The organism is Mycobacterium sp. URHB0021, from assembly GCF_054057895.1.
Window position 1 is genome coordinate 4,602,482 of the sequence record NZ_JBSRZT010000002.1, and the last position, 25,653, is coordinate 4,628,134.

Annotated in this window: 20 protein-coding genes and 3 rRNA genes; 5 read left to right on the forward strand and 18 right to left on the reverse strand. The window is 65.1% G+C overall.

What is annotated here, in order from left to right; translation table 11 throughout:
- Positions 1 to 36: 36 nt before the first annotated feature.
- The 5 genes from rrf to ACVWWN_RS25005 form a co-directional block, all read right to left on the reverse strand.
- Positions 37 to 151: ribosomal RNA gene (rrf, locus tag ACVWWN_RS24985) — 5S ribosomal RNA — on the reverse strand.
- 111 nt (positions 152 to 262) lie between these two features.
- Positions 263 to 3,384, reverse strand: a 23S ribosomal RNA gene (locus tag ACVWWN_RS24990).
- 385 nt (positions 3,385 to 3,769) lie between these two features.
- Positions 3,770 to 5,291 (reverse strand): 16S ribosomal RNA (locus ACVWWN_RS24995).
- Together the 16S, 23S and 5S rRNA genes form the textbook arrangement of a ribosomal RNA operon.
- A 494-nt stretch (positions 5,292 to 5,785) precedes the next feature.
- Entirely contained in the window at positions 5,786 to 7,054 is a 1,269-nt protein-coding gene (tyrS, locus tag ACVWWN_RS25000; protein WP_457149268.1) for a tyrosine--tRNA ligase, read from the reverse strand.
- Positions 7,055 to 7,102: 48 nt separating this feature from the next.
- Positions 7,103 to 7,714 carry a DNA-3-methyladenine glycosylase gene (locus ACVWWN_RS25005; protein WP_457146243.1) on the reverse strand — a complete coding sequence of 204 codons (612 nt, stop codon included), beginning with the start codon at positions 7,712 to 7,714 and terminating at the stop codon, positions 7,103 to 7,105.
- A gap of 59 nt (positions 7,715 to 7,773) precedes the next feature.
- On the opposite strand from ACVWWN_RS25005, the gene ACVWWN_RS25010 reads away from it, so the two are divergent.
- From ACVWWN_RS25010 to ACVWWN_RS25020, 3 genes are read left to right on the forward strand one after another with little or no spacing between them, the layout of a single operon-like run.
- Positions 7,774 to 8,541: an ABC transporter ATP-binding protein gene (locus ACVWWN_RS25010; protein ID WP_457146244.1), complete on the forward strand. Its 768-nt coding sequence runs from the start codon at positions 7,774 to 7,776 to the stop codon at positions 8,539 to 8,541.
- Entirely contained in the window at positions 8,472 to 9,293 is an 822-nt protein-coding gene (locus ACVWWN_RS25015; protein WP_457146245.1) for an ABC transporter permease, read from the forward strand. The genes ACVWWN_RS25010 and ACVWWN_RS25015 overlap by 70 nt, the downstream gene beginning before the upstream one ends.
- A gap of 4 nt (positions 9,294 to 9,297) precedes the next feature.
- Positions 9,298 to 9,921: a TetR/AcrR family transcriptional regulator gene (locus tag ACVWWN_RS25020; protein ID WP_457146246.1), complete on the forward strand. Its 624-nt coding sequence runs from the start codon at positions 9,298 to 9,300 to the stop codon at positions 9,919 to 9,921.
- On the opposite strand, the gene ACVWWN_RS25025 is transcribed toward ACVWWN_RS25020, so the two are convergent.
- Genes ACVWWN_RS25025 through ACVWWN_RS25045 form a run of 5 tightly spaced genes read right to left on the reverse strand, consistent with a single transcriptional unit; the run spans position 9,918 to position 15,017 of the window.
- Positions 9,918 to 10,463 (reverse strand): family 1 glycosylhydrolase, encoded by a 546-nt coding sequence (locus ACVWWN_RS25025; RefSeq protein ID WP_457146247.1) that lies wholly within the window; start codon positions 10,461 to 10,463, stop codon positions 9,918 to 9,920. The two genes, ACVWWN_RS25020 and ACVWWN_RS25025, sit on opposite strands and share 4 nt — an antisense overlap.
- Positions 10,460 to 11,131 (reverse strand): family 1 glycosylhydrolase, encoded by a 672-nt coding sequence (locus tag ACVWWN_RS25030; protein WP_457146248.1) that lies wholly within the window; start codon positions 11,129 to 11,131, stop codon positions 10,460 to 10,462. Before ACVWWN_RS25030 ends, ACVWWN_RS25025 begins: the two co-directional genes overlap by 4 nt.
- A gap of 16 nt (positions 11,132 to 11,147) precedes the next feature.
- Positions 11,148 to 11,369 (reverse strand): Trm112 family protein, encoded by a 222-nt coding sequence (locus tag ACVWWN_RS25035; RefSeq protein WP_457146249.1) that lies wholly within the window; start codon positions 11,367 to 11,369, stop codon positions 11,148 to 11,150.
- 8 nt (positions 11,370 to 11,377) lie between these two features.
- Positions 11,378 to 11,938: a hypothetical protein gene (locus ACVWWN_RS25040; protein WP_457146250.1), complete on the reverse strand. Its 561-nt coding sequence runs from the start codon at positions 11,936 to 11,938 to the stop codon at positions 11,378 to 11,380.
- Positions 11,939 to 11,996: 58 nt separating this feature from the next.
- A complete protein-coding gene (locus ACVWWN_RS25045) occupies positions 11,997 to 15,017 on the reverse strand; it encodes an acyl-CoA synthetase (protein ID WP_457146251.1) in 3,021 nt (1,006 codons plus the stop codon).
- Between the two features lie 30 nt (positions 15,018 to 15,047).
- On the opposite strand from ACVWWN_RS25045, the gene ACVWWN_RS25050 reads away from it, so the two are divergent.
- Positions 15,048 to 16,805 (forward strand): ABC-F family ATP-binding cassette domain-containing protein, encoded by a 1,758-nt coding sequence (locus ACVWWN_RS25050; RefSeq protein ID WP_457146252.1) that lies wholly within the window; start codon positions 15,048 to 15,050, stop codon positions 16,803 to 16,805.
- Between the two features lie 22 nt (positions 16,806 to 16,827).
- On the forward strand, positions 16,828 to 16,971 hold the full coding sequence (locus ACVWWN_RS25055) for a hypothetical protein (RefSeq protein ID WP_457149490.1): 144 nt from the start codon (positions 16,828 to 16,830) through the stop codon (positions 16,969 to 16,971).
- A gap of 171 nt (positions 16,972 to 17,142) precedes the next feature.
- Here ACVWWN_RS25055 and argH read toward each other — a convergent pair whose 3' ends face one another.
- From argH to argC, 8 genes are all read right to left on the reverse strand, one after another.
- On the reverse strand, positions 17,143 to 18,561 hold the full coding sequence (gene argH, locus ACVWWN_RS25060) for an argininosuccinate lyase (RefSeq protein ID WP_457146253.1): 1,419 nt from the start codon (positions 18,559 to 18,561) through the stop codon (positions 17,143 to 17,145).
- A 93-nt stretch (positions 18,562 to 18,654) separates the two neighbouring features.
- Positions 18,655 to 19,857, reverse strand: coding sequence for an argininosuccinate synthase (locus ACVWWN_RS25065; RefSeq protein ID WP_457146254.1), 1,203 nt, complete (start codon positions 19,855 to 19,857; stop codon positions 18,655 to 18,657).
- Positions 19,858 to 19,882: 25 nt separating this feature from the next.
- Entirely contained in the window at positions 19,883 to 20,380 is a 498-nt protein-coding gene (locus ACVWWN_RS25070; RefSeq protein WP_457149269.1) for an arginine repressor, read from the reverse strand.
- Entirely contained in the window at positions 20,377 to 21,315 is a 939-nt protein-coding gene (argF, locus tag ACVWWN_RS25075; protein ID WP_457146255.1) for an ornithine carbamoyltransferase, read from the reverse strand. Before argF ends, ACVWWN_RS25070 begins: the two co-directional genes overlap by 4 nt.
- Positions 21,312 to 22,484, reverse strand: coding sequence for an acetylornithine transaminase (locus ACVWWN_RS25080; RefSeq protein WP_457146256.1), 1,173 nt, complete (start codon positions 22,482 to 22,484; stop codon positions 21,312 to 21,314). The genes argF and ACVWWN_RS25080 overlap by 4 nt, the downstream gene beginning before the upstream one ends.
- The gene (gene argB / locus ACVWWN_RS25085; RefSeq protein ID WP_457146257.1) at positions 22,481 to 23,356 is read right to left on the reverse strand and encodes an acetylglutamate kinase; all 876 of its coding nucleotides are present in this window, start codon (positions 23,354 to 23,356) and stop codon (positions 22,481 to 22,483) included. The genes ACVWWN_RS25080 and argB overlap by 4 nt, the downstream gene beginning before the upstream one ends.
- A complete protein-coding gene (gene argJ, locus ACVWWN_RS25090) occupies positions 23,353 to 24,564 on the reverse strand; it encodes a bifunctional glutamate N-acetyltransferase/amino-acid acetyltransferase ArgJ (RefSeq protein ID WP_457146258.1) in 1,212 nt (403 codons plus the stop codon). The genes argB and argJ overlap by 4 nt, the downstream gene beginning before the upstream one ends.
- Positions 24,561 to 25,595 (reverse strand): N-acetyl-gamma-glutamyl-phosphate reductase, encoded by a 1,035-nt coding sequence (gene argC / locus ACVWWN_RS25095; RefSeq protein ID WP_457146259.1) that lies wholly within the window; start codon positions 25,593 to 25,595, stop codon positions 24,561 to 24,563. Before argC ends, argJ begins: the two co-directional genes overlap by 4 nt.
- Positions 25,596 to 25,653: the final 58 nt, after the last annotated feature.

The following is a 25,653-nucleotide window of genomic DNA, read 5'->3' on the forward strand; positions in this document are numbered from 1 at the left end:
CCCCCACGTATTCGTGGGGGGTGATCCTTAATTTGTGTTCGGCGGTGTCCTACTTTTCCACCCGGGTTGGGTAGTATCATCGGCGCTGGCAGGCTTAGCTTCCGGGTTCGGGATGGGTCCGGGCGTTTCCCTGCCGCTATTAACCGCCGTAACTTTGTGCACTCTGTGGGAGTGCCCCCCTTTTGGTGGGTGGGGGAGGTGTTATTGGTGGTGGGGTGTGAATGCTTGTTTGGCATTCGTGGATGTGTGTGGTTGCGAGTTTGTGTGTAAGTTTTCGGCCGGTTAGTGCCAGTTCCCTGACGCATTGCTGCGGTTATAGGTCTGGTCTATTGATCCCGTGGTCTGCGGGGGGCCTTATCCCACTGAATGGGTGAGAAGCCTGGTCTTGGAGGGGGTTTCCCGCTTAGATGCTTTCAGCGGTTATCCTGTCCGAACGTGGCTATCCAGCGGTGCCCCTGGTGGGACAACTGGTGGACCAGAGGTTCGTCCGTCCCGGTCCTCTCGTACTAGGGACAGGTTTCCTCAAGCTTCTGACGCGCGCGGCGGATAGAGACCGAACTGTCTCACGACGTTCTAAACCCAGCTCGCGTGCCGCTTTAATGGGCGAACAGCCCAACCCTTGGGACCTGCTCCAGCCCCAGGATGCGACGAGCCGACATCGAGGTGCCAAACCATCCCGTCGATATGGACTCTTGGGGAAGATCAGCCTGTTATCCCCGGGGTACCTTTTATCCGTTGAGCGACACCCCTTCCACTCGGGGGTGCCGGATCACTAGTCCCGACTTTCGTCCCTGCTCGACATGTACGTCTCGCAGTCAAGCTCCCTTGTGCACTTACACTCAACACCTGATTGCCGTCCAGGTTGAGGGAACCTTTGGGCGCCTCCGTTACATTTTAGGAGGCAACCGCCCCAGTTAAACTACCCGCCAGGCACTGTCCCTGAACCGGATAAACGGTTCGAGGTTAGAGGCCCAATACGATCAGAGTGGTATTTCAACAATGACTCCACAACCACTGGCGTGGCCGCTTCACAGTCTCCCACCTATCCTACACAAACCGTATCGAGCACCAATACCAAGTTGTAGTGAAGGTCCCGGGGTCTTTTCGTCCTGCCGCGCGTAACGAGCATCTTTACTCGTAGTGCAATTTCGCCGAGTCTATGGTTGAGACAGCTGAGAAGTCGTTACGCCATTCGTGCAGGTCGGAACTTACCCGACAAGGAATTTCGCTACCTTAGGATGGTTATAGTTACCACCGCCGTTTACTGGGGCTTAAATTCTCCGCTTCACCCCCGAAAGGGTTAACAGGTCCTCTTAACCTTCCAGCACCGGGCAGGCGTCAGTCCGTATACATCGTCTTGCGACTTCGCACGGACCTGTGTTTTTAGTAAACAGTCGCTTCTCACTGGTTTGTGCCACCCCCCACCGCTGCCCACCGCAAAGGTGCTGACGGTACGGGGTCCCCCTTCTCCCGAAGTTACGGGGGCATTTTGCCGAGTTCCTTAACCATAGTTCACTCGTACGCCTCGGTATTCTCTACCTGACCACCTGTGTTGGTTTGGGGTACGGGCCGTGTGTGTGCTCGCTAGAGGCTTTTCTCGGCAGCATAGGATCACCGAATTCACCTCACTCGGCTATGCATCACCTCTCAGACACCTGAGACCCGGATTTACCTAGATCTCGTCCTACAGGTTTACCCCAGTATTACCACTGACTGGTACGGCTACCTTCCTGCGTCACCCCATCGCTTGACTACTACCCATCCGGGTCCCGCGCAGCCCTTGAACCCCATCGACCCGAAGGTCTCCGGTGGCCCAAGTTTTGGGCGGTTAGCAGAACAGATTCATCAGGGACGCGCACACACGGGTACGGGAATATCAACCCGTTGTCCATCGACTACGCCTGTCGGCCTCGCCTTAGGTCCCGACTCACCCTGGGCGGACTGGCCTGGCCCAGGAACCCTTGGTCTTTCGGCGGGCAAGGTTCTCACTTGCCTTATCGCTACTCATGCCTGCATTCTCACTCCCACACCCTCCACCACACCATTACCAGGTGGCTTCACCGGATGCAGGACGCTCCCCTACCCAGCACACACGTGTGCTGCCGCGGCTTCGGCGGTGTGCTTGAGCCCCGCTACATTATCGGCGCACAATCACTTGACCAGTGAGCTATTACGCACTCTTTCAAGGGTGGCTGCTTCTAAGCCAACCTCCTGGTTGTCTTCGCGACTGCACATCCTTTTCCACTTAGCACACGCTTAGGGGCCTTAGCCGGCGATCTGGGCTGTTTCCCTCTCGACGCACGGAGCTTATCCCCCGCCGTCTCACTGCCGCATTACACCTTGCCGGCATTCGGAGTTTGGCTGACGTCAGTAACCTAGTAGGGCCCATCGGCCATCCAGTAGCTCTACCTCCGGCAAGAACACTGCGACGCTGCACCTAAATGCATTTCGGGGAGAACCAGCTATCACGGAGTTTGATTGGCCTTTCACCCCTACCCACAACTCATCCCCTCAGTCTTCAACCTAAGTGGGTTCGGGCCTCCACAACATCTTACTGCTGCTTCACCCTGGCCATGGGTAGATCACTCCGCTTCGGGTCCAGAACACACCACTACACCAAACACTATTGTTCGGATACGCCCTATTCAGACTCGCTTTCGCTGCGGCTACCCCACCCGGGTTAACCTCGCGACATGTCCCTGACTCGCAGGCTCATTCTTCAAAAGGCACGCCATCACCCCACGACAAAATCGAAGGCTCTGACGGCTTGTAGGCACACGGTTTCAGGTACTCTTTCACTCCCCTCCCGGGGTACTTTTCACCATTCCCTCACGGTACTAATCCGCTATCGGTCACTGGGAAGTATTCAGGCTTACCGGGTGGTCCCGGCAGATTCACAGCAGATTTCACGGGCCCGCTGCTACTCGGGGACAGCTTCACAGAAGCCATTGCGTTTTCGCCTACGGGGCTCTCACCCTCTACAGCAGACCATCCCAGGCCACTTCGACTAACACAACGGTTTATCACTCCTGCCCCCCTCGGCGGAGGAGAGAAGAAACGCCCCACAACACCGCACACACAACCCCCGCCGGGTATCACATGCCTACGGTTTAGCCATCCTCCGCTTTCGCTCGCCACTACTCACGGAATCACACTTGTTTTCTCTTCCTACGGGTACTGAGATGTTTCACTTCCCCGCGTTCCCCCCCACCGGCTATATATTCACCGGTGGGTGACACGACATCACTCGTGCCGGGTTTCCCCATTCGGACATCCTCGGATCCACGCTCGGTTGACAGCTCCCCGAGGCATATCGCAGCCTCCCACGTCCTTCATCGGCTCCCAGTGCCAAGGCATCCACCATGCGCCCTTAAACACTTACAACACAAAACCAAAAGTTTAAAAAACTCTGAAATTGCACATCAACACCGAACAACACACCCACGGAAAACCATGCGCATGCCCATTCGCTGCTAGATGCTCGCAACCACTATCCACAAATCAAACACCACACCCCACCACCAAAGCAGGGCGACAACCAGACCTATCCCCGGTTTCCCACAACGGGACAAAGAGATAGCGGGCCTGTTGCCTCAAAGCCCAATAGTGTGTCCGATGATTTCGCACCCGCAGTTTCCCCTGCCGGCACCCAATGCTTGTCGCGCACCAGACCCCCACCCACTACAGGCGAAAGGCCATCCAACGAACCGCCTGGCACACCGAACCCCCACACACTGTGGGCGGGACCAGATCTCGTGGTGCTCCTTAGAAAGGAGGTGATCCAGCCGCACCTTCCGGTACGGCTACCTTGTTACGACTTCGTCCCAATCGCCGATCCCACCTTCGACGGCTCCCTCCCACAAGGGGTTAGGCCACCGGCTTCGGGTGTTACCGACTTTCATGACGTGACGGGCGGTGTGTACAAGGCCCGGGAACGTATTCACCGCAGCGTTGCTGATCTGCGATTACTAGCGACTCCGACTTCACGGGGTCGAGTTGCAGACCCCGATCCGAACTGAGACCGGCTTTGAAAGGATTCGCTCCACCTCACGGCATCGCAGCCCTTTGTACCGGCCATTGTAGCATGTGTGAAGCCCTGGACATAAGGGGCATGATGACTTGACGTCATCCCCACCTTCCTCCGAGTTGACCCCGGCAGTCTCTCACGAGTCCCCACCATAACGTGCTGGCAACATAAGATAAGGGTTGCGCTCGTTGCGGGACTTAACCCAACATCTCACGACACGAGCTGACGACAGCCATGCACCACCTGCACACAGGCCACAAGGGAACTGATATCTCTACCAGCGTCCTGTGCATGTCAAACCCAGGTAAGGTTCTTCGCGTTGCATCGAATTAATCCACATGCTCCGCCGCTTGTGCGGGCCCCCGTCAATTTCTTTGAGTTTTAGCCTTGCGGCCGTACTCCCCAGGCGGGGTACTTAATGCGTTAGCTACGGCACGGATCCCAAGGAAGGAAACCCACACCTAGTACCCACCGTTTACGGCGTGGACTACCAGGGTATCTAATCCTGTTCGCTCCCCACGCTTTCGCTCCTCAGCGTCAGTTACTGCCCAGAGACCCGCCTTCGCCACCGGTGTTCCTCCTGATATCTGCGCATTCCACCGCTACACCAGGAATTCCAGTCTCCCCTGCAGTACTCCAGTCTGCCCGTATCGCCCGCACGCCCACAGTTGAGCTGTGAGTTTTCACGAACAACGCGACAAACCACCTACGAGCTCTTTACGCCCAGTAATTCCGGACAACGCTCGGACCCTACGTATTACCGCGGCTGCTGGCACGTAGTTGGCCGGTCCTTCTTCTATAGGTACCGTCACTTGCGCTTCGTCCCTACTGAAAGAGGTTTACAACCCGAAGGCCGTCATCCCTCACGCGGCGTCGCTGCATCAGGCTTGCGCCCATTGTGCAATATTCCCCACTGCTGCCTCCCGTAGGAGTCTGGGCCGTATCTCAGTCCCAGTGTGGCCGGTCACCCTCTCAGGCCGGCTACCCGTCGTCGCCTTGGTGGGCCATAACCCCACCAACAAGCTGATAGGCCGCGGGCCCATCCCACACCGCAAAAGCTTTCCCCCACCAGGCCATGCGACCAGCAGGGTGTATTCGGTATTAGACCCAGTTTCCCAGGCTTATCCCAAAGTGCAGGGCAGATCACCCACGTGTTACTCACCCGTTCGCCACTCGAGCACCCCGAAGGGCCTTTCCGTTCGACTTGCATGTGTTAAGCACGCCGCCAGCGTTCGTCCTGAGCCAGAATCAAACTCTCCAAACAAAAACAACCCAACCCAACAGGCCAGGCGAATTCGAATCAGAACAAGTCCGACCTAACAAAACGACACCAAAACTGGCATCACAAAAAAACCACACCCCTAAACGGGAAAAAGAGGCACGGCAAAAAACAACAAACAAAAACCACCAAACACACTATTGAGTTCTCAAACAACACACCCGCCCACCCGCGCAACGAACCCGCGGCCAAAAGCCGCGTTCTCGTAGTGCGGACGGTCAGGAACCCACCGAAGTGGTGTTTCCCTCTGGGACGCCGTCGCGCTCTGCGGCTTGACCGCGTCGCGACGACGAAGCAATAAGTTACGTGAGGGAAAACTCTGAGTCAAATGGCCTGATAGGGCGGGTTTTTGGGGCTCGACACCTATCGTTGCGCACCGGAGGTGCGTCGACTCCGACAGTGTGTCCAACGCCTGAGTGAGCGACTTTGTTCCAACGCTGCGCAAACCGCCACGGCCGAAGCCAGGCGACTCCGACGGTTCAGCCAAGGCGCTCGACGCCGGCGATATTTCGTTTGCCCCGGCGCAGCACCAGCCAGCGCCCATGGAGGAACTCCGACGGCTGCGGTGCCCATGCATCGCTGTCGACCCGGCTGTTGTTGACCGAGACCCCGCCCTCTGCGATCGTCCGCCTGGCAGCCCCCTTGCTGGCTGACAGACCCGTAGAAACCAGCAGGTCGACGATGGTGTCCGGGGTTCCGGGCGCCAGTTGGGCCACCGATGCCTCGCGCAGTGCCGCCGCAAGTGTCGGCTCATCCAGGTCGGCCAGCTCGCCCCGGCCGAACAGTGCCTGGCTGGCCAGCTCAACCGCCGTCGTGGCCCCTTCGCCGTGCACCAGTGTCGTCAGCTCGCGCGCCAGTCTTCGCTGGGCCGCGCGCTCATGTGCCCGCTCGGCCGTCACCGACTCCAGTTCGGCCAGCTCCTCCGGCGACAGGAAGGTGAACCACCGCAGATACCGGATCACGTCCGCGTCTGCCGTGTTGATGAAGTACTGGTACCAGGCGTATGGGCTGGTCATCTCCGGGTCCAGCCACAGGCTGCCGCCGCCCGTCGACTTGCCGAATTTCTTGCCTTCGGAGTCTGTGACCAGCGGTGTCGTCAGCGCGTGGACCGTTGCACCGGACTTCTGCCGGACCAGCCGCACGCCCGCGACGATGTTGCCCCACTGGTCGGATCCACCGATCTGCAGTGTGCAGCCATAGCGCCGGTGCAGTTCCACATAGTCGTTGGCCTGCAACAGCATGTAACTGAACTCGGTGTAGGAGATCCCGTCACCCTCCAATCGGCGGCGGACGGTGTCGCGGTCCAGCATCACATTGACCGAGAAGTGCTTGCCCACGTCGCGAAGGAACTCTATCGCCGAGAGCTCGTTCGTCCACGACACGTTGTTTTCCACCACGGCGCCCGTCGGCGAGTCGTCGAACTGGACGAACCGCTCCAGTTGACCGCGGATCCGGACGGCCCACTCGGCGATGGTGTCTTCGGTCTGCATCGTGCGCTCACCGGTGTCGCGCGGATCGCCGATCATCCCGGTCGCGCCGCCGGCGAGCACGATCGGCCGGTGGCCCGCCAGCTGAAACCGTCGCAGTGTCAGAAGTGGGATGAGGTGCCCGGCGTGCAGGCTCGGCGCGGTCGGGTCGAACCCCGAATACACCGTGATGGGTCCGGCGGACAACCCGTCCGCCAGCGCGTCACGGTCGGTGGACTGGGCGATCAGCCCGCGCCCGTCCAGGTCTTCGAGGATGGACACGTCCTTTGCCGCCACAGCATCTGCAGTCACGGCATCGATCTTCCCGCACTAATCGCTTTCACCCGGAGCGGGTGCCCGCGGACTGCGGCGATACAACGACACCTCCGGGCGGCCTGCGAGCCAGAGCCGCCAGGGCCGGTCGGCGGCCTTGCTGACGCCCACCCGCGGGCCTTCCGCGCCGGCCTGGCTCTCGCCGAGCGTGAGCCGGACCGGACTGTTTTGGTCGAAGAGGTTGATTTCGTTGTCGTCCATGGTGATTCCGAGCGCTGAGCACAGATTCCCGGGTCCCCGGGCCAGCGCCGCCGGGCGCGCTGCATCGCCGCGGCGGGCTTGTGCCGTATCGATCCCCGCCTCGACGGCGGCCGCTCTGAGCAGCACCGCCCCCGCGACGCCATCGGTTGCGCACACCACGTTCGCGCACACGTGTATGCCGTGGCTGCGGTACGTGTACATCCGCCCGGCCGGACCGAACATCACCCGGTTGCGCAGCCCCGGACCGCGGAACGAGTGCGACGCCGCGTCGGGCCAGGGGCCGTCGGCGGGTCCGCCGTAGGCCTCCACCTCGACGATCATCGCGCTCACGCCGCGCCCGGTGAGGGCAGCCCCGAGCAGTCGCCGGGCCGCGGTCAGCGGATCCACGGCCAGCCACTCGACACTCACGCAAGCGATTGTGCCGTTCGCGCTTGACAGGCCAGACAACGGGGCGCACTATTCATCACATGATGAGTTCATCAAGTGATGAATTATTGCGGTCCGGTGCCGAGCCGGCGATCGACGTGAGGAATCTGCGGGTGGTCCGCGGCAAGCGCGTGGCGGTGGACGACATCACGGTGCAGATCGCTCGCGGCACGATCACCGGCGTGCTCGGGCCGTCCGGGTGCGGTAAGACGACGCTGTTCCGCAGCATCGTCGGCACGCAGATCGTCGCGGGTGGCACGGTGACGGTGCTCGGACGCCCGGCCGGGTCCGCTGACCTGCGCCACCGTGTCGGCTATGTCACGCAGGACCCCACGGTCTACAGCGACCTTCGCATCGTCGACAACGTGCGCTATTTCGCTGCGCTGTACGGCACTGACACCCGCGCCGCCGACGAAGCCATCTCAGCGGTCGGGCTGGACGATCATCGGTCGGCGTTGTGCGCCAACCTCTCCGGTGGTCAACGGACGCGTGTCTCGCTGGCCTGCGCGCTGGTCGCCCAGCCGGACCTGTTGGTGCTCGACGAACCAACCGTCGGCCTAGACCCCCTGCTGCGGGTCGATCTGTGGAAGCAGTTCCATCAGCTCGCCGGCCACGGCACCACTCTGCTCGTCTCCAGCCACGTCATGGACGAGGCCGACCACTGCGGGGATCTGCTGCTCATGCGCGACGGCCGACTGCTCGCGCACACCACCCCCACAAAGCTACGAGAGGACACAGGATGTCAGTCGCTGGAGGAAGCGTTTCTGTCCGTCATCCGGCACAGCACCGCGAGCGCCGCGGCCGGCTGAGTCCGCAGGCGTACATCGCCACCACGGGTCGCATCCTGCGGCAGCTCGCCGGCGATCACCGCAGTGTCGCGATGATCCTCGTCGTACCGAGCCTCATCATCATGCTGATGTACTTCATGTTCCAGGACGCTCCTCACCGACCGGGCACGCCGGCACCGTTCAACAACGCGTGCCTGATCATGTTGGGAGTCTTCCCGCTGATCGTGATGTTCCTGATCACCTCGATCACCATGCAGCGGGAACGCGTTTCGGGGACGTTGGAGCGCATTCTCACCACGCCGCTGCGCCGGCTCGACCTGCTGGCCGCCTACGGCACCGCATTCTCGATCGCGGCTGCCGCGCAGGCCACACTCGCGTGTGTCATCTCGTTCTGGTTCCTGGGCCTGGACACCAAGGGCAGCCCGATCCTGGTGTTCAGCATCGCCATCATCAACGCCGTGCTCGGCGTGGGGTTGGGTCTGCTTTGTAGTGCGTTCGCCCGCACGGAGTTTCAAGCGGTACAGTTCATGCCGGTGGTGATCGCGCCGCAACTGCTGCTGTGCGGGATCATCGTGCCGCGCGAGGTGCTGCCGGACTGGCTGCAGTGGATCAGCAACGTCCTGCCCGCGAGCTACGCTCTGGAGGCGCTGCAGCAAGTCGGCGCATACTCGGAACCGACGTTCATCGCGGTGCGCGATATCGCGGTGGTCATCGGCTTCGCGGTACTGGCGCTGTGCCTGGCTGCCGCGACGCTACGACGAAGGACCCCGTGACCCAGTGACGGCCGACGCGACCAACGCCGAACGCAAACGTCCCGGCCGGCCACCCGGAACGTCGGACACCCGCGAACGTATCTTGAACACTGCACGTGATCTGTTTTCCCGCAATGGTATTGACAACACGTCCATTCGTGCGATCGCGGCCGATGCCGACGTGGACCCCGCATTGGTGCACCATTATTTCGGCACCAAGACGCAATTGTTCGCCGCGGCCATCCACATCCCCGTCGACCCGATGTCCGTCATCGCGCCACTGCGGGAGATTCCCGTCGAGGACATCGGCCGCGTCTTGCCGTCGATCCTGCTGCCGCTGTGGGACTCCGAGATGGGCAAAGGATTCATCGCGGAGTTGCGCTCACTGCTGGCCGGGAACGACGTCAACCTTATTCGTTCCTTCCTGCAGGAAGTCATCACCGCCGAAGTCGGTTCGCGCGTCGACAATCCGCCCGGAAGCGGTCGCATCCGGGTGCAGTTCGTCGCTTCGCAGTTGGTGGGCGTGGTGATGGCCCGCTACATCCTGGAGCTGGATCCGTTCAAGTCGCTGCCTGTCGAGCAGATCGTCGACGCGATTGCCCCCAACCTGCAGCACTACCTGACCGGCGACCTGCCGGGCCTGCTCTAGGCCGGTAATCCGTTGGCGCGGGCGATCTCTCCGTAGCGAACCGCGCTCGGTCGGATCCAGCGCCGTTGTGTGGCACGGTCGTTGCCGAGCAGTCCGAAGTGGCCGTCGTAACCGTTGAACCACTCGAAGTTGTCGACCAGCGACCAGTGCAGGTAGCCGCGTACGTCGACGCCGTCGGCGATCGCCGGGGCTAGCTGACGCAACGTGTCCTCGATCAGTGCTGCGCGCAGTTCGTCGTCGGTGTCGTCGAAGTCAACGCCGTGCTCGGTGACCAGCACCGGCAACCCGGTGATCCGGTGCGCCTGCCGGCACGTCGCGGCCAGCGCGCCCGGCGCGAGTTCCAGCCCGTTGTCCGACACCTGGCCGACCGGGGGCTTGACACCGTCCGGACCGAAGGCGATTCGGGTGTAGGTCTGCACACCGACGAAGTCACCGACGGCACCCATGTCCCGCAGGTAGCGGCGGTTGACGAACTCGTCGGCACGTTCGGCCAATTGCTCACCTCCGGGTTCGGCCATGATCTGCTGGAGGGCCAGTGTCACGCCCACCCGCGCGCCCGGTGTGACGGCGTGAACGGCATCGACGGCCAGTCGGTGCGCCTGTCCGACGACGGCGACCGCCTTCTCGTCGCTGGCCGCCGGCAAGAACGGACAGAAGTCGTCCTTGTCGACCCCGAAAGCCCTGGCGGCGAGCGCATCGTCTCGTCGAGCTTGGTTTTCCAGGATCCGGGCAACAGACCACTGCTGGTGATCAGAGCGGGGACATTCGCCTCGTTGATCGTGCACACCCACCTCACCCTGTCGCCCAGCCGGCTCAACACCGTCGCCGCGTAATCCGCGAATCGTTGGGCGGTGTCGAGGCCGCGCCACCCACCGTTGTGCCGGATCAGCCACTGGGGGCTGGTGAAATGATGCAGCGTCAACACCGGCTCGATACCGTGCCGCAGGCAGGTGTCCACGACCCGGGAGTAATGGTCGAGTGCGGCATTGGAGATCTTGCCGTCCTCGGGCTCGATCCGCGCCCACTCGATGCCGAACCGAAACGCGTTGAGGCCCAGCGCCGCAATCACCGCGATGTCGTCGGGATAGCGGTGGTAGAAGTCCGTGGCGTCGCCGCTGGGTTCGCGGTACACCGTGCCGGGCAGGTGCTCCATCAGCCAGACGTCGGAACCGACGTTGTTGCCCTCGACCTGGTGTGCGGCGGTGGCCACCCCCCAGAGGAATCCGTCAGGAAACCGCGCCACCGGCCTGCGCCCGGTCCAGCATGCGTTGATGTTCGGCGTCATCACCGACGGTGACGGCCTCGTCGATCAGGAGCACCGGGATGCCGTCTTCGATGCGGTAGGCGCGCCGGAGCCGAGGGTTGTAGAAAAACTCGTCACCGACGAGCAGCAACGGTCCCCTGTCCTGCGGGCACACCAGAATGTTCAGCAGCTTCTCGTCGATCACGCGGACTGCTAGCCGACGGGAAGGTTGATGGCGGGGCCACCCGGGCCGAGGAACACGCCCCCACCGTCGCCCGGATCGGGCGGCACGCCGGGCGGCAGGGTTGGATACCCGGGCGGATACTGGCCGCCGCCCAGGTTGTAGCCGCCCTGAGAGGGAGTGTTGTTGGCATTCTGCATCTGGGCCTGGAGCTTGCGCTGATAGGCCAGCGTGCTCTTCAACGCGTCGATGAGCGGGGCCTGGTTGGGCCGGTAGTCGAAGGCCTTCGTGATGGCCTCCTTATTGGCATTCGAGGGTTTGAACCCCAGCGATCGCATCTGCAGTACCTGGTGAACCAAATTGGAGAGCTGGCCTCCGCCCGCGCCCGTGTCGTAGTCATTGGCGATGATCGCCAGCGCCTGGTCGGCCGTCATCTCCGGGGCGTCGGCTTCGGTGGTCGGCGTCGCGGGTTCGGCCGACGCCAGTGGCATGCCGACAGCCGCCGCGATACCGACGCCAAGCGCGCTGCAGGCAAGCCCAGCTGCGACGGTGCGCCGCCAATGGCGTTGATTCTTACCGGTCTGCGATGTCATCAGTCCTCCCAAACTGCCGCCAGCGGGAGCCTAACAGTGCGGGTGCCCGGGGGCACGGTCACTGCTGGGCGCCGACGATCTCGGTTCGCACCGCGGCCGTGAGTCGCTTGTATCGATTCGTATCGGGATCCAGATACCAGGCGTTACGCGATGGCTTCGGGATACCGGCAGCCCGCATCGGGCTGATGATCGGGCGGTAGGACGCGCTGAGCGCCATCTCGGGCACGATGTGCACGATGTCGGGCGGTTGTCCGACGGGCAGATCGGCCAGCGCCTCGGACAGGTCGGCCGACGGAATCGTGCCGCCGGGCCGCAGCGCGAGCGCGGTGACCGCCAGCTGCTCGCCACCGACCTCGACCCCGTAGGTGACGGCCAGGTCCACCGCGCCGAGCCGACCAACGGCGTCGTTGATCGGCATGCTGTAGACCGTGCCGCGAGCCGTGTGGATCACGGCGCCGCGATTGTCCACCAGCCAGTAGTCGCCGTCCTCATCGCGGCGGAACAGGTACTCGGTGGACACCCAGGTGTCCGCAGGCGCGAACACACCCCGTTTGACCGACGCCGTCGGGTCGACCGGTCCGCGCGGGTGGGAGAGCAACACCCCTACCTCGTTGGTGTCGGCCCTGCGCACGAACCCACGGTCGTCCTCCAAGATGAGGTCACCCTCGGCGTCGTATGCGGCGAGAGCGATTTCACCGCCACCCGGCAAGGGCCTGCCCTCGCTGCCCATCTTGGCTCCCGACACGTTGGCCAGCACCGCCTGACCGTCGGTGGTGGCGAAGAATTCGACGATGTGGGCCGGCTCGAAGACCTCGACGACCCGCTTCCACAGGCCGGTGGGCATACCGGAACCGATGAACAGCCGGACCGGGTGGTTTCCACTCAGCGAGAACGAGGGGTCGTCGATCACCTCGCGCAACATCGCCCAGGTGTAGGACACCACCGTGACGCCGTACTGGCGGATTTCCTGCAGGAACCGGTCGGGGCGCAGCCCGCGCGACAGGGCGATGCGGGCACCGCCCACCACGGCACCGCCGAGGCTGACCAACAATCCGGACTGGTGGTGGAGCGGAGTGAGGCAGTAGACGGTGTCGCCTCGGCCCAGATTGGCTGCCGATGCGGTGCCGAAGGCCGACAGCGCCCATCTGTAGTTGCTGATCTGGCGGGCGACCAGTTCGCCGCCGATGGAGTTGAACGCCACGAACGCGAGATCGCGGGCCAGTCCCGGATTGGGTCGATACCAACCGGGCAGGTCGACCACATCGGGGTCGATCTTCTCCATGTCGATGACCGCCGCCTCCTCGGGCACATGCAGGTCCCGAGATTCGCCGCCGCCGAGCACCAGCACCCGCATCGCGAGCTGGCGCGCCGCCTCCAGGTTGCTCGGGTCGGCGATGATGTCCGACACCGCCCCGAGTCGGGCGGCGGTAAGCAGGTCGGCGTCGGGTGGCATCAGGACGGCCACCGCGCCGAGGCGCGACAGCGCCGCGATCGCGACGAGTGCACTCGGCCTGGTCTCCATCAGCACGCCGACGTGCGCCCCCTGGCGCACGCCCACATCGATGAGGCCGCGAACCACGTTGTTGATGCGGCGATCCACCGCCTCGAAGGTGTGCACACGGCCGTCGAAGAGCAGCGCCTCGCCACTCGGGAAGTCGCGGGCCTGTTCGGACATGATCCGGCCGAGGGAGATCCGGGTGTGCTCGTTGATCTGGCCGAGGCGGGCCAGCCTGGGCAGAGTGCGGGCCGTCTCGACGGCCAGCGTCCTCGCGGACTTGTTGGCCGCCACGAAGGCGTCGGCCGCCGCCCGGGCCACGCTGAAGACCATCTCGGTCGCCGCCGCGGTGCCGTGGGCGACCCGCGAGCTGATCGAGACGCCGCTCTCGCTGGGTTCCGCGGGATGAAGAGCCATCGGCATGACGTCGGCGGGCATATCGCCACCGCCGTCGATCCACTTGACCCACTGCGCCACCGTCGGCCAGGTCTGGCTGGCCGCCTTCGACCCGACGACCAGGCCGAAATGGCCGACCCGGATGAGGAACTCGTAGACATCTGCCTGCGGCGCGGCGCGTTTGATGCCCCGCACTGAGGCCGGCTGCCCGATGTCGTCGACCTCGCCGACCACGGCGAGCACCGGGCAGTCGATGTCGGAGAGCGTCACCAGGTCCCCGTGAATCGAGAAGCCACCGGTCATCATCCGGTTGTGGGCGATGAACTGCTTGAGAAGCTCGGAGATCGCGGGGCCGGACCAGGCGATCCAACCCTCGGAGGCCAGGAACCGGCGCTGCTGTTCACGGGGCAGCAGTGCCTCGCGGTCGTGCAGCTGGCGCAGGAAGTCCAGACGTGACTGCGCGGTCTTGATCGGGTCGAGCATCTGAAACCCGGTGCGCGCCAGCCAACTCGGAATGTCGATGCGGGAAAAGACATGATCGGCCATGAAATTCGCGGCGCCGGCAGCGAGTCCGGCGGGCAGGTTCATCGGCAGCGCAGCGAGGGTGTCGACCGGTGCGCCGAACGCGACGATGCTCGCCACGTCCTTGGACCGGCGATAGGCCGCCGTCTGATACGCGAACATGCCGCCCTGCGAATAGCCGGCCAGGTGCACGTCGCGGCCGGTGACCTCCTTGACGGTTTCGATGGCCTCGCTCAGTGCCACCACGTGGTCGGCCAGGTTGCGCTGCATGCCGCCCTCGACCTTGTCGGGCGAGCCGAAGTCGATGACCCACGGGTCGATGCCCGCCTTGTGCAGGATGCCGACCGCGCCACCGTCGCGGGTGACATCCCACATGTCGGCCGACATCATCATCGGATGCACCATCAGAACGGGCGGGCCCGCGGGCCTCGCACCGGGCCGGATGTCGGGCGGGAAGTAACGGCGCAACCGGTACATCGGCACGCTCTGGACGATCTGGAACGGCGACGGCACGGCGCCGGTTTCCAGGCCGCCGTAGCGCAGCACTTCCAGCCCGTTCTGCGCGGTGGCCACCAGCCGCCCCACGGGCCTGGTTATAGCCGACAGGTCCACCACGACCCACTCCCCTAACGCGATGCCAGTCCCCCGACTACCGCCGACAATCATGGCACGCCGCCGACCTATCATCGGCGGCTGATGGCCAACCTGATCAACCTGGAGCGCGTGACCGTCTCGTACGGCACCCGCACGCTGCTCGACGCTGTCAGCCTGGGCGTCGAGGAGGACGACGCGATCGGCGTCGTCGGACGCAACGGCGACGGTAAGACCACATTGCTGGAGGTGCTGACCGGTGCCCGCGAGCCCGATTCGGGTCGGGCCACCCACACGTCGGGACTGTCGGTGGGCTATCTACGGCAGGCCGACGATTTTGCGGCAGGTGCCACCGTCCGCGAAGTCATCGTCGGGGGCAGGCCCGACCACATCTGGGCGGCCGAACCCGACACCCGCACGGTGGTCGAACATCTGCTCACCGACATCGACATCGACTCAGATGTGTCCCGGCTGTCCGGCGGTGAGCGGCGCCGCGTCGCGCTGGCCGAGGTGCTGCTGGCCGGCCACGACGTCCTGGTGCTCGACGAGCCGACGAACCACCTCGACGTGGAGGTGATCGGCTGGCTGGCCGGACACCTCGCGGCCCGGCGGGCGAAGGCGCTCGTCGTGGTCAGCCATGACCGCTGGTTCCTGGACGCGGTGTGCACGCGAACGTGGGAGGTGCACGACGGCAGCGTCGATGCCTACGACGGTGGATACGCGGCATACGTCCTGGCCCGCGCGGAGCGGATGCGGACGGCGGCGGGGACGGAGGCCCGTCGCCGCAATCTGATGCGCAAGGAATTGGCGTGGCTGCGGCGTGGCCCCCCGGCGCGGACATCGAAACCGAAGTTTCGCATCCAGGCGGCCAACGAGTTGATCGCCGATGAGCCACCACCGCGTGATTCTCTTGTCCTGCAACGCTTTGCGACGACACGCCTGGGTAAAGACGTATTCGATCTGCATCGGGTGCAACTCGAGCTGGGCAAGCGGCCGCGCGTCATCCTGGACGGTATCGACTGGTCGATCGGGCCGGGTGCGCGCATCGGCCTGGTCGGCGTGAACGGGACCGGTAAGACGTCGGTGCTCCGGCTGCTGATCGGCGAGCTGGAACCGACGTCGGGCACCGTCAAGCGGGGCGCCACGCTGAAGATCGGCTACCTCAGCCAGGCGCTTTCCGAGCTCGGTAGCGGCGATCGGGTGATCGACGCGGTCGAGAATCGCCGCCGGGTCACCGAGCTGGCCGGTGGCCGGGAAATCACCGCCGACACGTTGTTGAAGGATTTCGGGTTCATCGGCGACAAGCTGACCGCCCGGCTGGCCGATCTGTCCGGCGGCGAGCGCCGGCGGCTGCAGTTCTTGCGGATGCTGCTCGATGAGCCGAATGTGCTGCTGCTCGACGAGCCGACCAACGACCTGGACATCGAGACACTGACCGTGATCGAGGACTATCTGGACGGCTGGCCGGGCACGCTGATCGTGGTCACACACGACCGGTATTTCCTGGAGCGGGTCAGCGACGTCACCTATGCACTCACCGGCGGCGGGCGCTGCGACCTGCTACCGGGCGGCATCGAGCAGTATCTGGCGCAGCGCGCCGGCGTGTCGGATGCGGCGCCAGCGCGCCCCGAACCGGCCCGCGGCGAGACGGCGTCGGCCCGGGAACGGCGGACCGGCAAGGAACTCGCGCGTATCGAGAGCCAGCTGTCGAAGCTCGACGACCGGATCTCCGCGCTCCATGTTTCGATGGCGGACGCCGCGGCCGATCACGTGCGGATCGGCGAGCTCAACGTCGAGCTCAACGAGCTGCTGGCGCGCAAGGAATCTCTCGAGGAAGAGTGGCTTTCGCTCGCTGACGACTAGTTCACTGCTTACGATGTCGTCGATGCGCTATCCGCTGCGGCCGTTTGCCCTGTGGTCGCGCTATTTCCCACAACTGGCGGCGCTGTATCTGTTGGGAGTGCTCGCGCGGCGCGCCGCCATCGAACTGGCCGCCAGGATCAACGCAATCGTCAATTGCCACGTCTGACGGAACCGCAAATTCGCGAGCCATCGCCTCACCCGGGCGGTCAGCCCGTCATCGGCGGGTGGCTGACCGTCCATGGTGTTGGATGCTAACCGCCACGGGGACGCCAGCTATCCATTACCCGCACCGGCCCCGCCCCGCGAACGGCTCGGCGGTCGCTGCCGTGCGGGCGACTCAGCCCTGACGACGCAGCCGCAGCCTCAGGCGTTCGGCGGTATCGCGCACCACGCCCAGTTGTTTGGCGACCTGAATGGGAGCAGTGCCGCCGCGGGAGTCGCGCGAGTTCACCGACCCGTCGATCGTGAGCACGTCACGGACCTCCGCCGTCAACTCCGGATGGATGTCCGTCAGTTCGGCGTCCTCGAGCTCCTCCAGGCCGACGCCACGGGCTTCCGCGGCGCGTACGGCGGCGCCCGCTGCCTCGTGGGCCACCCGGAACGGCACGCCCCTGCGCACCAGCCACTCCGCGACGTCGGTCGCCAATGTGTAGCCGAGGGGGGCGAGTTCGGCCATTCGGTCGACGTCGAAGCGCAGCGTGCCGACCAGGCCCGCCATCGCCGGGAGCAGCAGTTCGAGCTGGGCGACCGAGTCGAAGACCGGCTCCTTGTCCTCCTGCAGGTCGCGGTTGTACGCCAGCGGTTGCGCCTTCAGCGTCGCCAACAAGCCGGTGAGATTGCCGATCAGCCGGCCCGACTTGCCGCGCGCCAGCTCGGCGATGTCGGGGTTCTTCTTCTGCGGCATAATCGAGCTGCCCGTAGACCACGAGTCGTGCAATGTCACATAGCCGAATTCGGTTGTGCTCCAGAGGATGATGTCCTCGGCCAGTCGCGACAGATCCACCGCGATCATGGTCAGCACGAAGGCCGCTTCGGCAGCGAAGTCGCGTGTCGCCGTCGCGTCCACGGAGTTGTCGGCAGCCGCATCGAAGCCGAGTTCCTCGGCGATCGCGTCGGGATCCAGCCCCAGCGACGACCCGGCGAGTGCGCCGGATCCGTACGGTGACACCGCGGCCCGCTTGTCGAAGTCGCCCAGCCGATCGACGTCACGCAGCAGTGGATGCGCATGTGCCAGCAGGTGATGTGCCAGCAGGATCGGTTGTGCGGACTGCAAATGGGTCTTGCCGGGAATGATCGCCGTGGGATGCGCGGCGGCCTGGGTGGCCAGCGCCGAGACCACTTCCAGGACCCCGTCGGCGACGCGGCGCACCGCGTCGCGCAGCCACATCCGGAACAGCGTGGCTACCTGGTCGTTTCGTGACCGGCCTGCCCGCAACCGGCCACCGAGCTCGTCGCCGACCCGGTCGATCAGCCCACGCTCGAGCGCCCCGTGGACGTCCTCGTCGGTCACCAGGGGTGCAAAGCTGCCGTCCGCGACGTCTCCGGCCAGGCTGTCCAGCCCGGCGAGCAGGTCGTCGCGCTGCGCTTCGGTGAGCAAGCCGGCCCGAAACAGCACGCGCGCGTGTGCCTTTGACGCTGTGACATCGTAGGGCGCCAGCACCCAGTCGAAATGCGTCGATTTGCTCAGGGCGGCAAGGGCATCGGACGGCCCGTCGGCGAACCGGCCGCCCCACAACGATCCCTCGTTGGTGCTCAACTCATTCCTCCCCGCGAGCGTGCGCGAAGTCCGTCTTTTTCTCGGCGTGTCGCCCGCAGACACGCACGCTCGCGCTGGAAGGGAAGCGGGTGCTCACTGACCGGCCAGGTCCCTGCGGGCAGCGATCTTGGACGACAGCCCGTGGACGTGCACGAACCCCTTCGCGGCGGACTGATCAAACGTATCGCCCTCGTCGTAGGTGGCGAGATTGAAGTCGTACAACGACTCTGGGCTGCGCCGGCCGTTGACGGCGATATGCCCACCGTGCAACACCATCCTGATCTCGCCCGTCACGTGCTCCTGCGTCTTGGCGACGAATGACTCCAGCGCCGTCTTGAGCGGCGAGAACCAGAGCCCGTCGTACACCAACTCGCCCCAGCGCTGATCGGTCATCCGCTTGAAGCGCCCGAGTTCCCGTTCCAGCGTGACATGTTCGAGCTCGGTGTGTGCGGTGACGAGCACCATGGCGCCCGGCGCCTCGTAAATCTCGCGGCTCTTGATGCCGACCAGCCGGTCCTCGACCACGTCCAGGCGGCCGACGCCTTGCTCACCGGCACGGCGATTGAGTTCCTCGATGGCCTGCAGCACCGTCACCGGCCGGCCGTCGATGGACACCGGCATACCCCGCTCGAACCCGACGATCACCTCGTCCGGGCTGCTCCAGTTGACGGTCGGGTCCTCGGTGTAGTCGTACACGTCCTTGGTGGGCGCATTCCACAGGTGCTCCAGGAACCCGGTCTCGACCGCGCGACCCCACACATTCTGGTCGACGGAGAACGGCGAGCGCTTGGTCACGTTGATCGGGATCGCGTTCTCCTCGGCGAACGCGATCGCCTTCTCCCGTGTCCAGGCATAGTCCCGAACAGGTGCCAGTACGTCCAGATCCGGTGCCAGCGAGGCGAATCCGACCTCGAAGCGGACTTGGTCGTTGCCCTTACCCGTGCATCCGTGCGCGACGATACCGCCGCCGTGCTCACGCGCGGCGTCGACGAGGTGCTTGACGATCAGCGGGCGACTCAACGCGGACACCAGCGGATAGCGGTCCATGTAGAGCGCATTGGACTGGATGGCGGGAAGGCAGTACCCTTCGGCGAATTCGTCCCTGGCATCAACGACAACCGCCTCGGCCGCGCCACAGTCGAGCGCGCGCTTTCGTACCACCTCCATGTCCTCGCCGCCCTGACCGAGGTCGATGGCGACCGCGACAACCTCACGGCCAGTCTCCTTGCCGATCCAGCTGATCGCCACCGAGGTGTCCAGACCGCCGGAATACGCCAGGATGACGCGTTCGGACATCAACCAATCTCCTTTGGTAGTGCTCTCATTGCAGGTTCTCGATCGTGGTGGCCAGCTCGGCGCCGGTCATCGGCTCACGGGCCACCACCAGGATGGTGTCGTCACCGGCGACGGTGCCGACGACGTAGGGCAGCGACGCACGATCGATCGCGCTCGCCAGATAATGCGCGGCCCCGGGTGGAGTGCGCAGCACCGCGAGGTTGCCACTGGCGTCGGTCGACACCAGCAGGTCACCGAGCAGGCGCGTCATCCGTTCGGTGCCGCCGGAAACCCCGCGCACCGGGCTGCCGTCCTCGGGAACGACATAGACTCCCACGCCCCCGTCCGCACCGCGCAGCTTGACGGCACCCAACTCCTCGAGATCACGTGACAGCGTGGCCTGGGTGACGTCGATTCCCTCGTCGGCCAGCATCATGGCGAGTTCGCCTTGGCTGCGTACCGCTTTCGACGACAGGAGCGCGACGATCCGGGCCTGCCGGCCCGCCCTGGTGGTGCTGATCTCCGGTGCCCTGCCTGCGGTCATCTCGGGGTCAACCCGCTCTGCTCCAGCAGCCATACCAGCAGTGCCTTCTGGGCATGCAGCCGGTTCTCGGCCTCGTCCCACACCGCGCTGTGTGGTCCGTCGATCACCTCATCGGTGATCTCGTGACCGCGGTGCGCCGGAAGGCAGTGCAGTACCACCGCTTCCGAATCAGCGTGGCTCAACAGATCGATGTTGACCTGGAAGGGACGGAACGGCCGCACCCGATCCAGGCCGTCGTTCTCCTGACCCATCGACGTCCAGGTATCGGTCACCAGCACGTCGGCACCGGCGGCGGCCGCCACCGGATCGGCGGTCAGCGTGACCGTCGCACCGGTCTCGGCGGCCCGCTTCTCCGCGGCGGCAACGAATTCCGGATGGGGTTCGAAGCCGGTCGGTGCGGCAACCGTCACGTGCATGCCCGCGGTGACACCTCCGAGCATCAGCGAATGAGCCATGTTGTTCGCGCCGTCACCGAAAAAGCACATCCGCAGGCCGGCGAGCGCGCCCTTGCGCTCGGCCAGCGTCTGAAGGTCGGCAAGCACCTGGCAGGGATGGAACTCGTCGGACAAAGCGTTGACGATCGGCACATTGGACCCGGACGCCATGGCGGTCAGCCGTTCTTGAGCGAACGTCCGCCAGACGATGGCCTCGACGTAGCGCGACAACACCCGGCCGGTGTCCTCGAGTGTCTCTTCGCGGCCGAGTTGTGTGGTTCGGCCGTCGACGACGACGGCGTGCCCGCCGAGTTGCGCGATGCCGACCTCGAAGGAGAACCGGGTGCGTGTCGAGTTCTTGTCGAAGATGACGGCGACGCCGTGTGGGCCCTCCAGCGGACGACGGCTGAACGGCTCTCTCTTCAACTCGGCCGCCAGGGCCAGCACCTCGGCCTGCTCATCGGGCGACAAGTCGTCGTCGCGCAGGAAGTGGCGGATCATGACATCGCCTTGTCGAGCACCCCGGGAAGCGCGCCGAGGAACTCGTCGATCTGCTCCTCGGTGATGACCAATGGCGGCGCCAGTCGAACCACATCGGGCGCAGCGGCATTCACCAGGAAGCCGGCGTCGCGGGCGGCGGTCTCGATGGGTTTGGCGGCCTCCGAGGTGAGCACGACACCGCGCAGCAGCCCCCGGCCGCGCACGTGGCTGATGACCGGATGGCCAAGAGACTCGATCCCGTGGCTCAGCGTCTTGCCGAGCACGTCGGCACGCCCGATCAGGTTTTCGTCGGCCAGCACACGCAGCACCGCCAGCGCGGCGGCGGTACACACCGGATTGCCACCGAACGTGCTGCCGTGCAGTCCCGGGGTGAGCAGATCGGCGGCGCTCCCGATCGCCATGCAGGCACCGATCGGCAGTCCGCCGCCGAGCCCCTTGGCCAGCGTGACGACATCGGGTGTGATGCCGTCGTGCTGGTGGGCGAAAAACGCTCCGGTGCGGCCTACCCCGGTCTGCACCTCGTCGAGGATGAGCAGCGCGCCGTGGGCGGCAGTGATCTCGCGGGCAGCCACGAGGTAGCCGGGAGGCGGGACGACGACGCCGCCCTCCCCCATGATCGGCTCGAGGAATACCGCCGCGGTTTGGTCGTCGACGGTCGATTCGAGCGCACCGAGGTCGCCGTACGGAATGTGCACGACGTCGCCGGGAAGCGGTGCGAACGGCTCCTGTTTCGACGGTTGACCGGTCAGCGCGAGCGATCCCATTGTGCGCCCGTGAAAAGCGTTCTGGGCGGCAACGAGCTTCGTCCGTCCGGTCAGCCGGGTGATCTTGAACGCCACCTCGTTGGCCTCGGTACCGGAGTTGCAGAAGAACACCCGCGCCGGGACATCGGCGGACAGCAGCCCCACCAGACCCTCGGCCAGCGCGATGCCCGGTTCGGTCATGTAGAGGTTCGACGTGTGGCCCAGCGTGTTCAGCTGGCGGGTGACCGCTTCGATGATGGCCGGATGGCGATGGCCGAGAACGTTCACCGCGATGCCGCCGACCAGGTCGACATAGGTCTTGCCGTCGACATCGGTGACCACTGCGCCGTCACCGCTCGCCAGGGCCAGCGGAGGGGTGCCGTAGTTGTTCATCATCACGGCATCCCAGCGTTCCTGCAAAGTCATTGTGCGCTCACCACTTTCGTGCCCGTCCCCTCGTCGGTGAACAATTCCACCAGAACGCAGTGCTCGACCCGCCCGTCGATCACGTGCGCGCTCGGTACGCCCCCGCCGACCGCTCGCAGGCATGCCTCGATCTTGGGCACCATGCCTGATTCCAACGTCGGCACCAGCTGAGTCAGTGCAGCGGTGTCGATCTCGCTGACCAGCGAGTCGCGGTCCGGCCAGCTGGTGAAGAGGCCCTCCACGTCGGTCAGCATCAGGAGCTTTTCGGCGTTCAGCGCCTCGGCCAGCGCCGCGGCGGCGGTGTCCGCGTTGATGTTGTGCACCACTCCGTCGACATCGGGTGCGATCGTCGACACCACCGGGATGCGGCCGGCGGCGATCAGGTCGAGCACCGCCTCGGTGCTGACCCGCTCGACGTCGCCGACCAGCCCGATGTCCGTGGCCACGCCGTCGACGGTCACACTGCGCCGCACGGCAGTGAACAGGTGCGCGTCCTCGCCCGTGATGCCGACCGCATAGGGGCCGTGCGCATTGATCAGGTTCACCAGCTCGCGGCCCACCTGGCCGAACAGCACCATCCGTGCGACGTCAAGCACCTCCGGCGTGGTGACGCGGAAGCCGCCCTTGAAATCGCCTGCGATGCCGAGCCGTTTGAGCATGGCGCTGATCTGCGGCCCTCCGCCGTGCACCACGACAGGATGGATGCCGCAGTTGCGCAGGAACACCATGTCGGCGGCGAAGGCTTCCCGCAGGGTGTCGTCCGTCATCGCGTTGCCGCCGTACTTGACCACCACGATCTTGCCGTGCAGCTGTTTGAGCCAGGGCAGCGCAGCGGCCAGCACCTGCGCCTTCACCGGTGTGGCGAGGGTCATGAGCTGTATGCCGAGTTCTCTTCGACGTAGCCGTGTGAGAGGTCCGTGGTCCGGATCGACGCATGCTCGCCGCCGATGCCGAGGTCGATGGTGACGTCGATGTCGGTGCCGGACAGATCGACCTCACGGGCACCCGGCGCTCCCACACTGTTGACACATATCGGAGCACCGTTGAAGGACACAGTGATCCGGTCGGCATCCAGGGTGATCGGCGCCATCCCGACCGCAGCAAGTACCCGCCCCCAATTGGGATCGGATCCGAACAACGCGGTCTTGACCAGGCTGTCACGTGCCACGGTGCGGGCGGCGATGAGAGCCTCGGGCTCCGTGATCGCACCCGTGACCGTGACGGTGATCCGCTTGGTGACGCCTTCGGCGTCGGCCTGCATCTGGGCGCACAGGTCGTCGCACACCCGCCACACCGCGTCGTCGAGTTCGCTCTGGCTCGGTGCGATCGCACTGGCGCCGGAGGCGAGCAGGAGCACGGTGTCGTTGGTGGAGCAGCTGCCGTCGACGTCGAGGCGGTCGAAGGTCAGCGCGGTCGCCGTGCGCAGCGCCCGGTCGAGCGCGGCGGCGTCGGCGACGGCATCGGTGGTGATGACGCTGAGCATGGTTGCCAACGACGGCGCCAGCATGCCTGCGCCCTTGGCCATGCCGCCGACCGTCCACTTGCCGGGATGGTGCAGCGCAACCTGTTTGGGCACGGTGTCGGTGGTCATGATGGCCCTGGCGGCTTCCTCACCACCGGTCAGGCCGCCGGCCATCTCGTGTACCACTTCGCGCACACCGGACAGCACCCTGTCCATCGGCAGCCGGTCGCCGATCAGACCCGTGGAGCAGACCGCGACCTCGACGGCTCCGGTCTCGGTTCCCCAGTCGGACAATGCAGCGGCGACGGCCTCGGCGGTGGCATGGGCGTCCTGGAAGCCCGCCGGGCCGGTACACGCGTTGGCGCCGCCGGAGTTGAGGATCACCGCGCGCAGCCGCCCCGTCGTCAGCACCCGTTGTGACCACAGCACCGGAGCCGCCTTGACCTTGTTGCGGGTGAACACGCCCGCGGCGCCGTAGTCGGGCCCCTCGTTGAAGACCAGGGCGAGGTCGAGCGCGCCCGACGCCTTGATTCCTGCGGCGACCCCGGTGGCACGAAAGCCCGCGGGTGCGGTGACGCCCTGCGTGCGCACCAGCCGCACGGTGTCAACCCCGGTCATGGCGCGACTCCCACGATCGAAAGGCCTTCGGTTTCGCCCCAACCCAGCGACAGGTTCATCGACTGCACCGCGGCGCCTGCGGTGCCTTTGACGAGGTTGTCGATGGCCGCGACCGCAATGAACGTGTCGGCATCCTGGTCCACGGCGACGGCCAGCTGTGCCGCGTTGCTGCCGATCACCGCTCCGGTCCTTGGCAGCTGCCCTTCGGGCAGCAGATGCACGAAAGGTTCGGCGTCGTAAGCCTTTTCGTATGCCACGCGGATCTGCGACAGCGGCGCCGTGGTGCGCGCGCTGCATGTGGCCAGTATTCCGCGGGAGGTGGGAATCAGCACCGGCGTGAAGGATACCGTGACGTGTTTGTCGGTGACGGCGTTGAGCCCCTGCGCGATCTCGGGGGTGTGGCGATGCTTGCCCGCGATGCTGTAGGCGCGCGCGGAACCGATCACCTCGGAACCGAGCAGATCGGTTTTGGCGGCCCGGCCCGCACCCGAGGTGCCGCTCACGGCAACGACCGTGACTGCGGGCTCGATGAGATCGTCCGCCACCGCCGGCCACAAGGCGAGCAGCGCCGCAGTCGGGTAACAACCGGGGACGGCGATCCGCGTTGCTCCGCGCAGCCGGTCGCGGGCGCCGGGAAGTTCGGGGAGACCGTACGGCCAGCTGCCGGCGTGGGCCGAGCCGTAGAAGCGCTCCCACGCGACGGACGAGGTCAGCCTGAAGTCGGCACCGCAATCCACGATCACGGTGTCGGCGTCCAGTTGCTCGGCCAACGCCGCCGAGTGGCCATGCGGCAGCGCCAGGAAGACGACGTCATGGTCGGCCAACACGTCGATTTCCGTATTTTCCAGCACCCGACCGGAGAGCGGAAGCAGGTGCGGGTGATGTTCGGCAACCGTGCTCCCGGCGCTGGCCGCCGCCGTCAGCGCGCCGACGGTCAGCCGCCCGTCGGCGTAGGCGGGATGGCCGAGCAGGAGACGCAGGATCTCCCCGCCCGCATAACCACTGGCACCGGCGACGGCCACAGAAACCATGCGCGCAATTCTGCATGGTTATGCACAGTGTTGCAAATGCATTAAACGCGCGGGTTTG

What these genes read in the sequence shown, in the direction of transcription:
- ACVWWN_RS25010 (WP_457146244.1), top strand. Translation starts at nt 7,774, where the DNA reads ATGATGAGTTCATCAAGTGATGAATTATTGCGGTCCGGTGCCGAGCCG.
- ACVWWN_RS25015 (WP_457146245.1), top strand. Translation starts at nt 8,472, where the DNA reads ATGTCAGTCGCTGGAGGAAGCGTTTCTGTCCGTCATCCGGCACAGCAC.
- ACVWWN_RS25040 (WP_457146250.1), bottom strand. Translation starts at nt 11,938, where the DNA reads ATGACATCGCAGACCGGTAAGAATCAACGCCATTGGCGGCGCACCGTC.
- ACVWWN_RS25045 (WP_457146251.1), bottom strand. Translation starts at nt 15,017, where the DNA reads ATGATTGTCGGCGGTAGTCGGGGGACTGGCATCGCGTTAGGGGAGTGG.
- ACVWWN_RS25050 (WP_457146252.1), top strand. Translation starts at nt 15,048, where the DNA reads ATGGCCAACCTGATCAACCTGGAGCGCGTGACCGTCTCGTACGGCACC.
- ACVWWN_RS25055 (WP_457149490.1), top strand. Translation starts at nt 16,828, where the DNA reads ATGCGCTATCCGCTGCGGCCGTTTGCCCTGTGGTCGCGCTATTTCCCA.
- ACVWWN_RS25065 (WP_457146254.1), bottom strand. Translation starts at nt 19,857, where the DNA reads ATGTCCGAACGCGTCATCCTGGCGTATTCCGGCGGTCTGGACACCTCG.
- ACVWWN_RS25070 (WP_457149269.1), bottom strand. Translation starts at nt 20,380, where the DNA reads ATGACCGCAGGCAGGGCACCGGAGATCAGCACCACCAGGGCGGGCCGG.
- argF (WP_457146255.1), bottom strand. Translation starts at nt 21,315, where the DNA reads ATGATCCGCCACTTCCTGCGCGACGACGACTTGTCGCCCGATGAGCAG.
- ACVWWN_RS25080 (WP_457146256.1), bottom strand. Translation starts at nt 22,484, where the DNA reads ATGACTTTGCAGGAACGCTGGGATGCCGTGATGATGAACAACTACGGC.
- argB (WP_457146257.1), bottom strand. Translation starts at nt 23,356, where the DNA reads ATGACCCTCGCCACACCGGTGAAGGCGCAGGTGCTGGCCGCTGCGCTG.
- argJ (WP_457146258.1), bottom strand. Translation starts at nt 24,564, where the DNA reads ATGACCGGGGTTGACACCGTGCGGCTGGTGCGCACGCAGGGCGTCACC.
- argC (WP_457146259.1), bottom strand. Translation starts at nt 25,595, where the DNA reads ATGGTTTCTGTGGCCGTCGCCGGTGCCAGTGGTTATGCGGGCGGGGAG.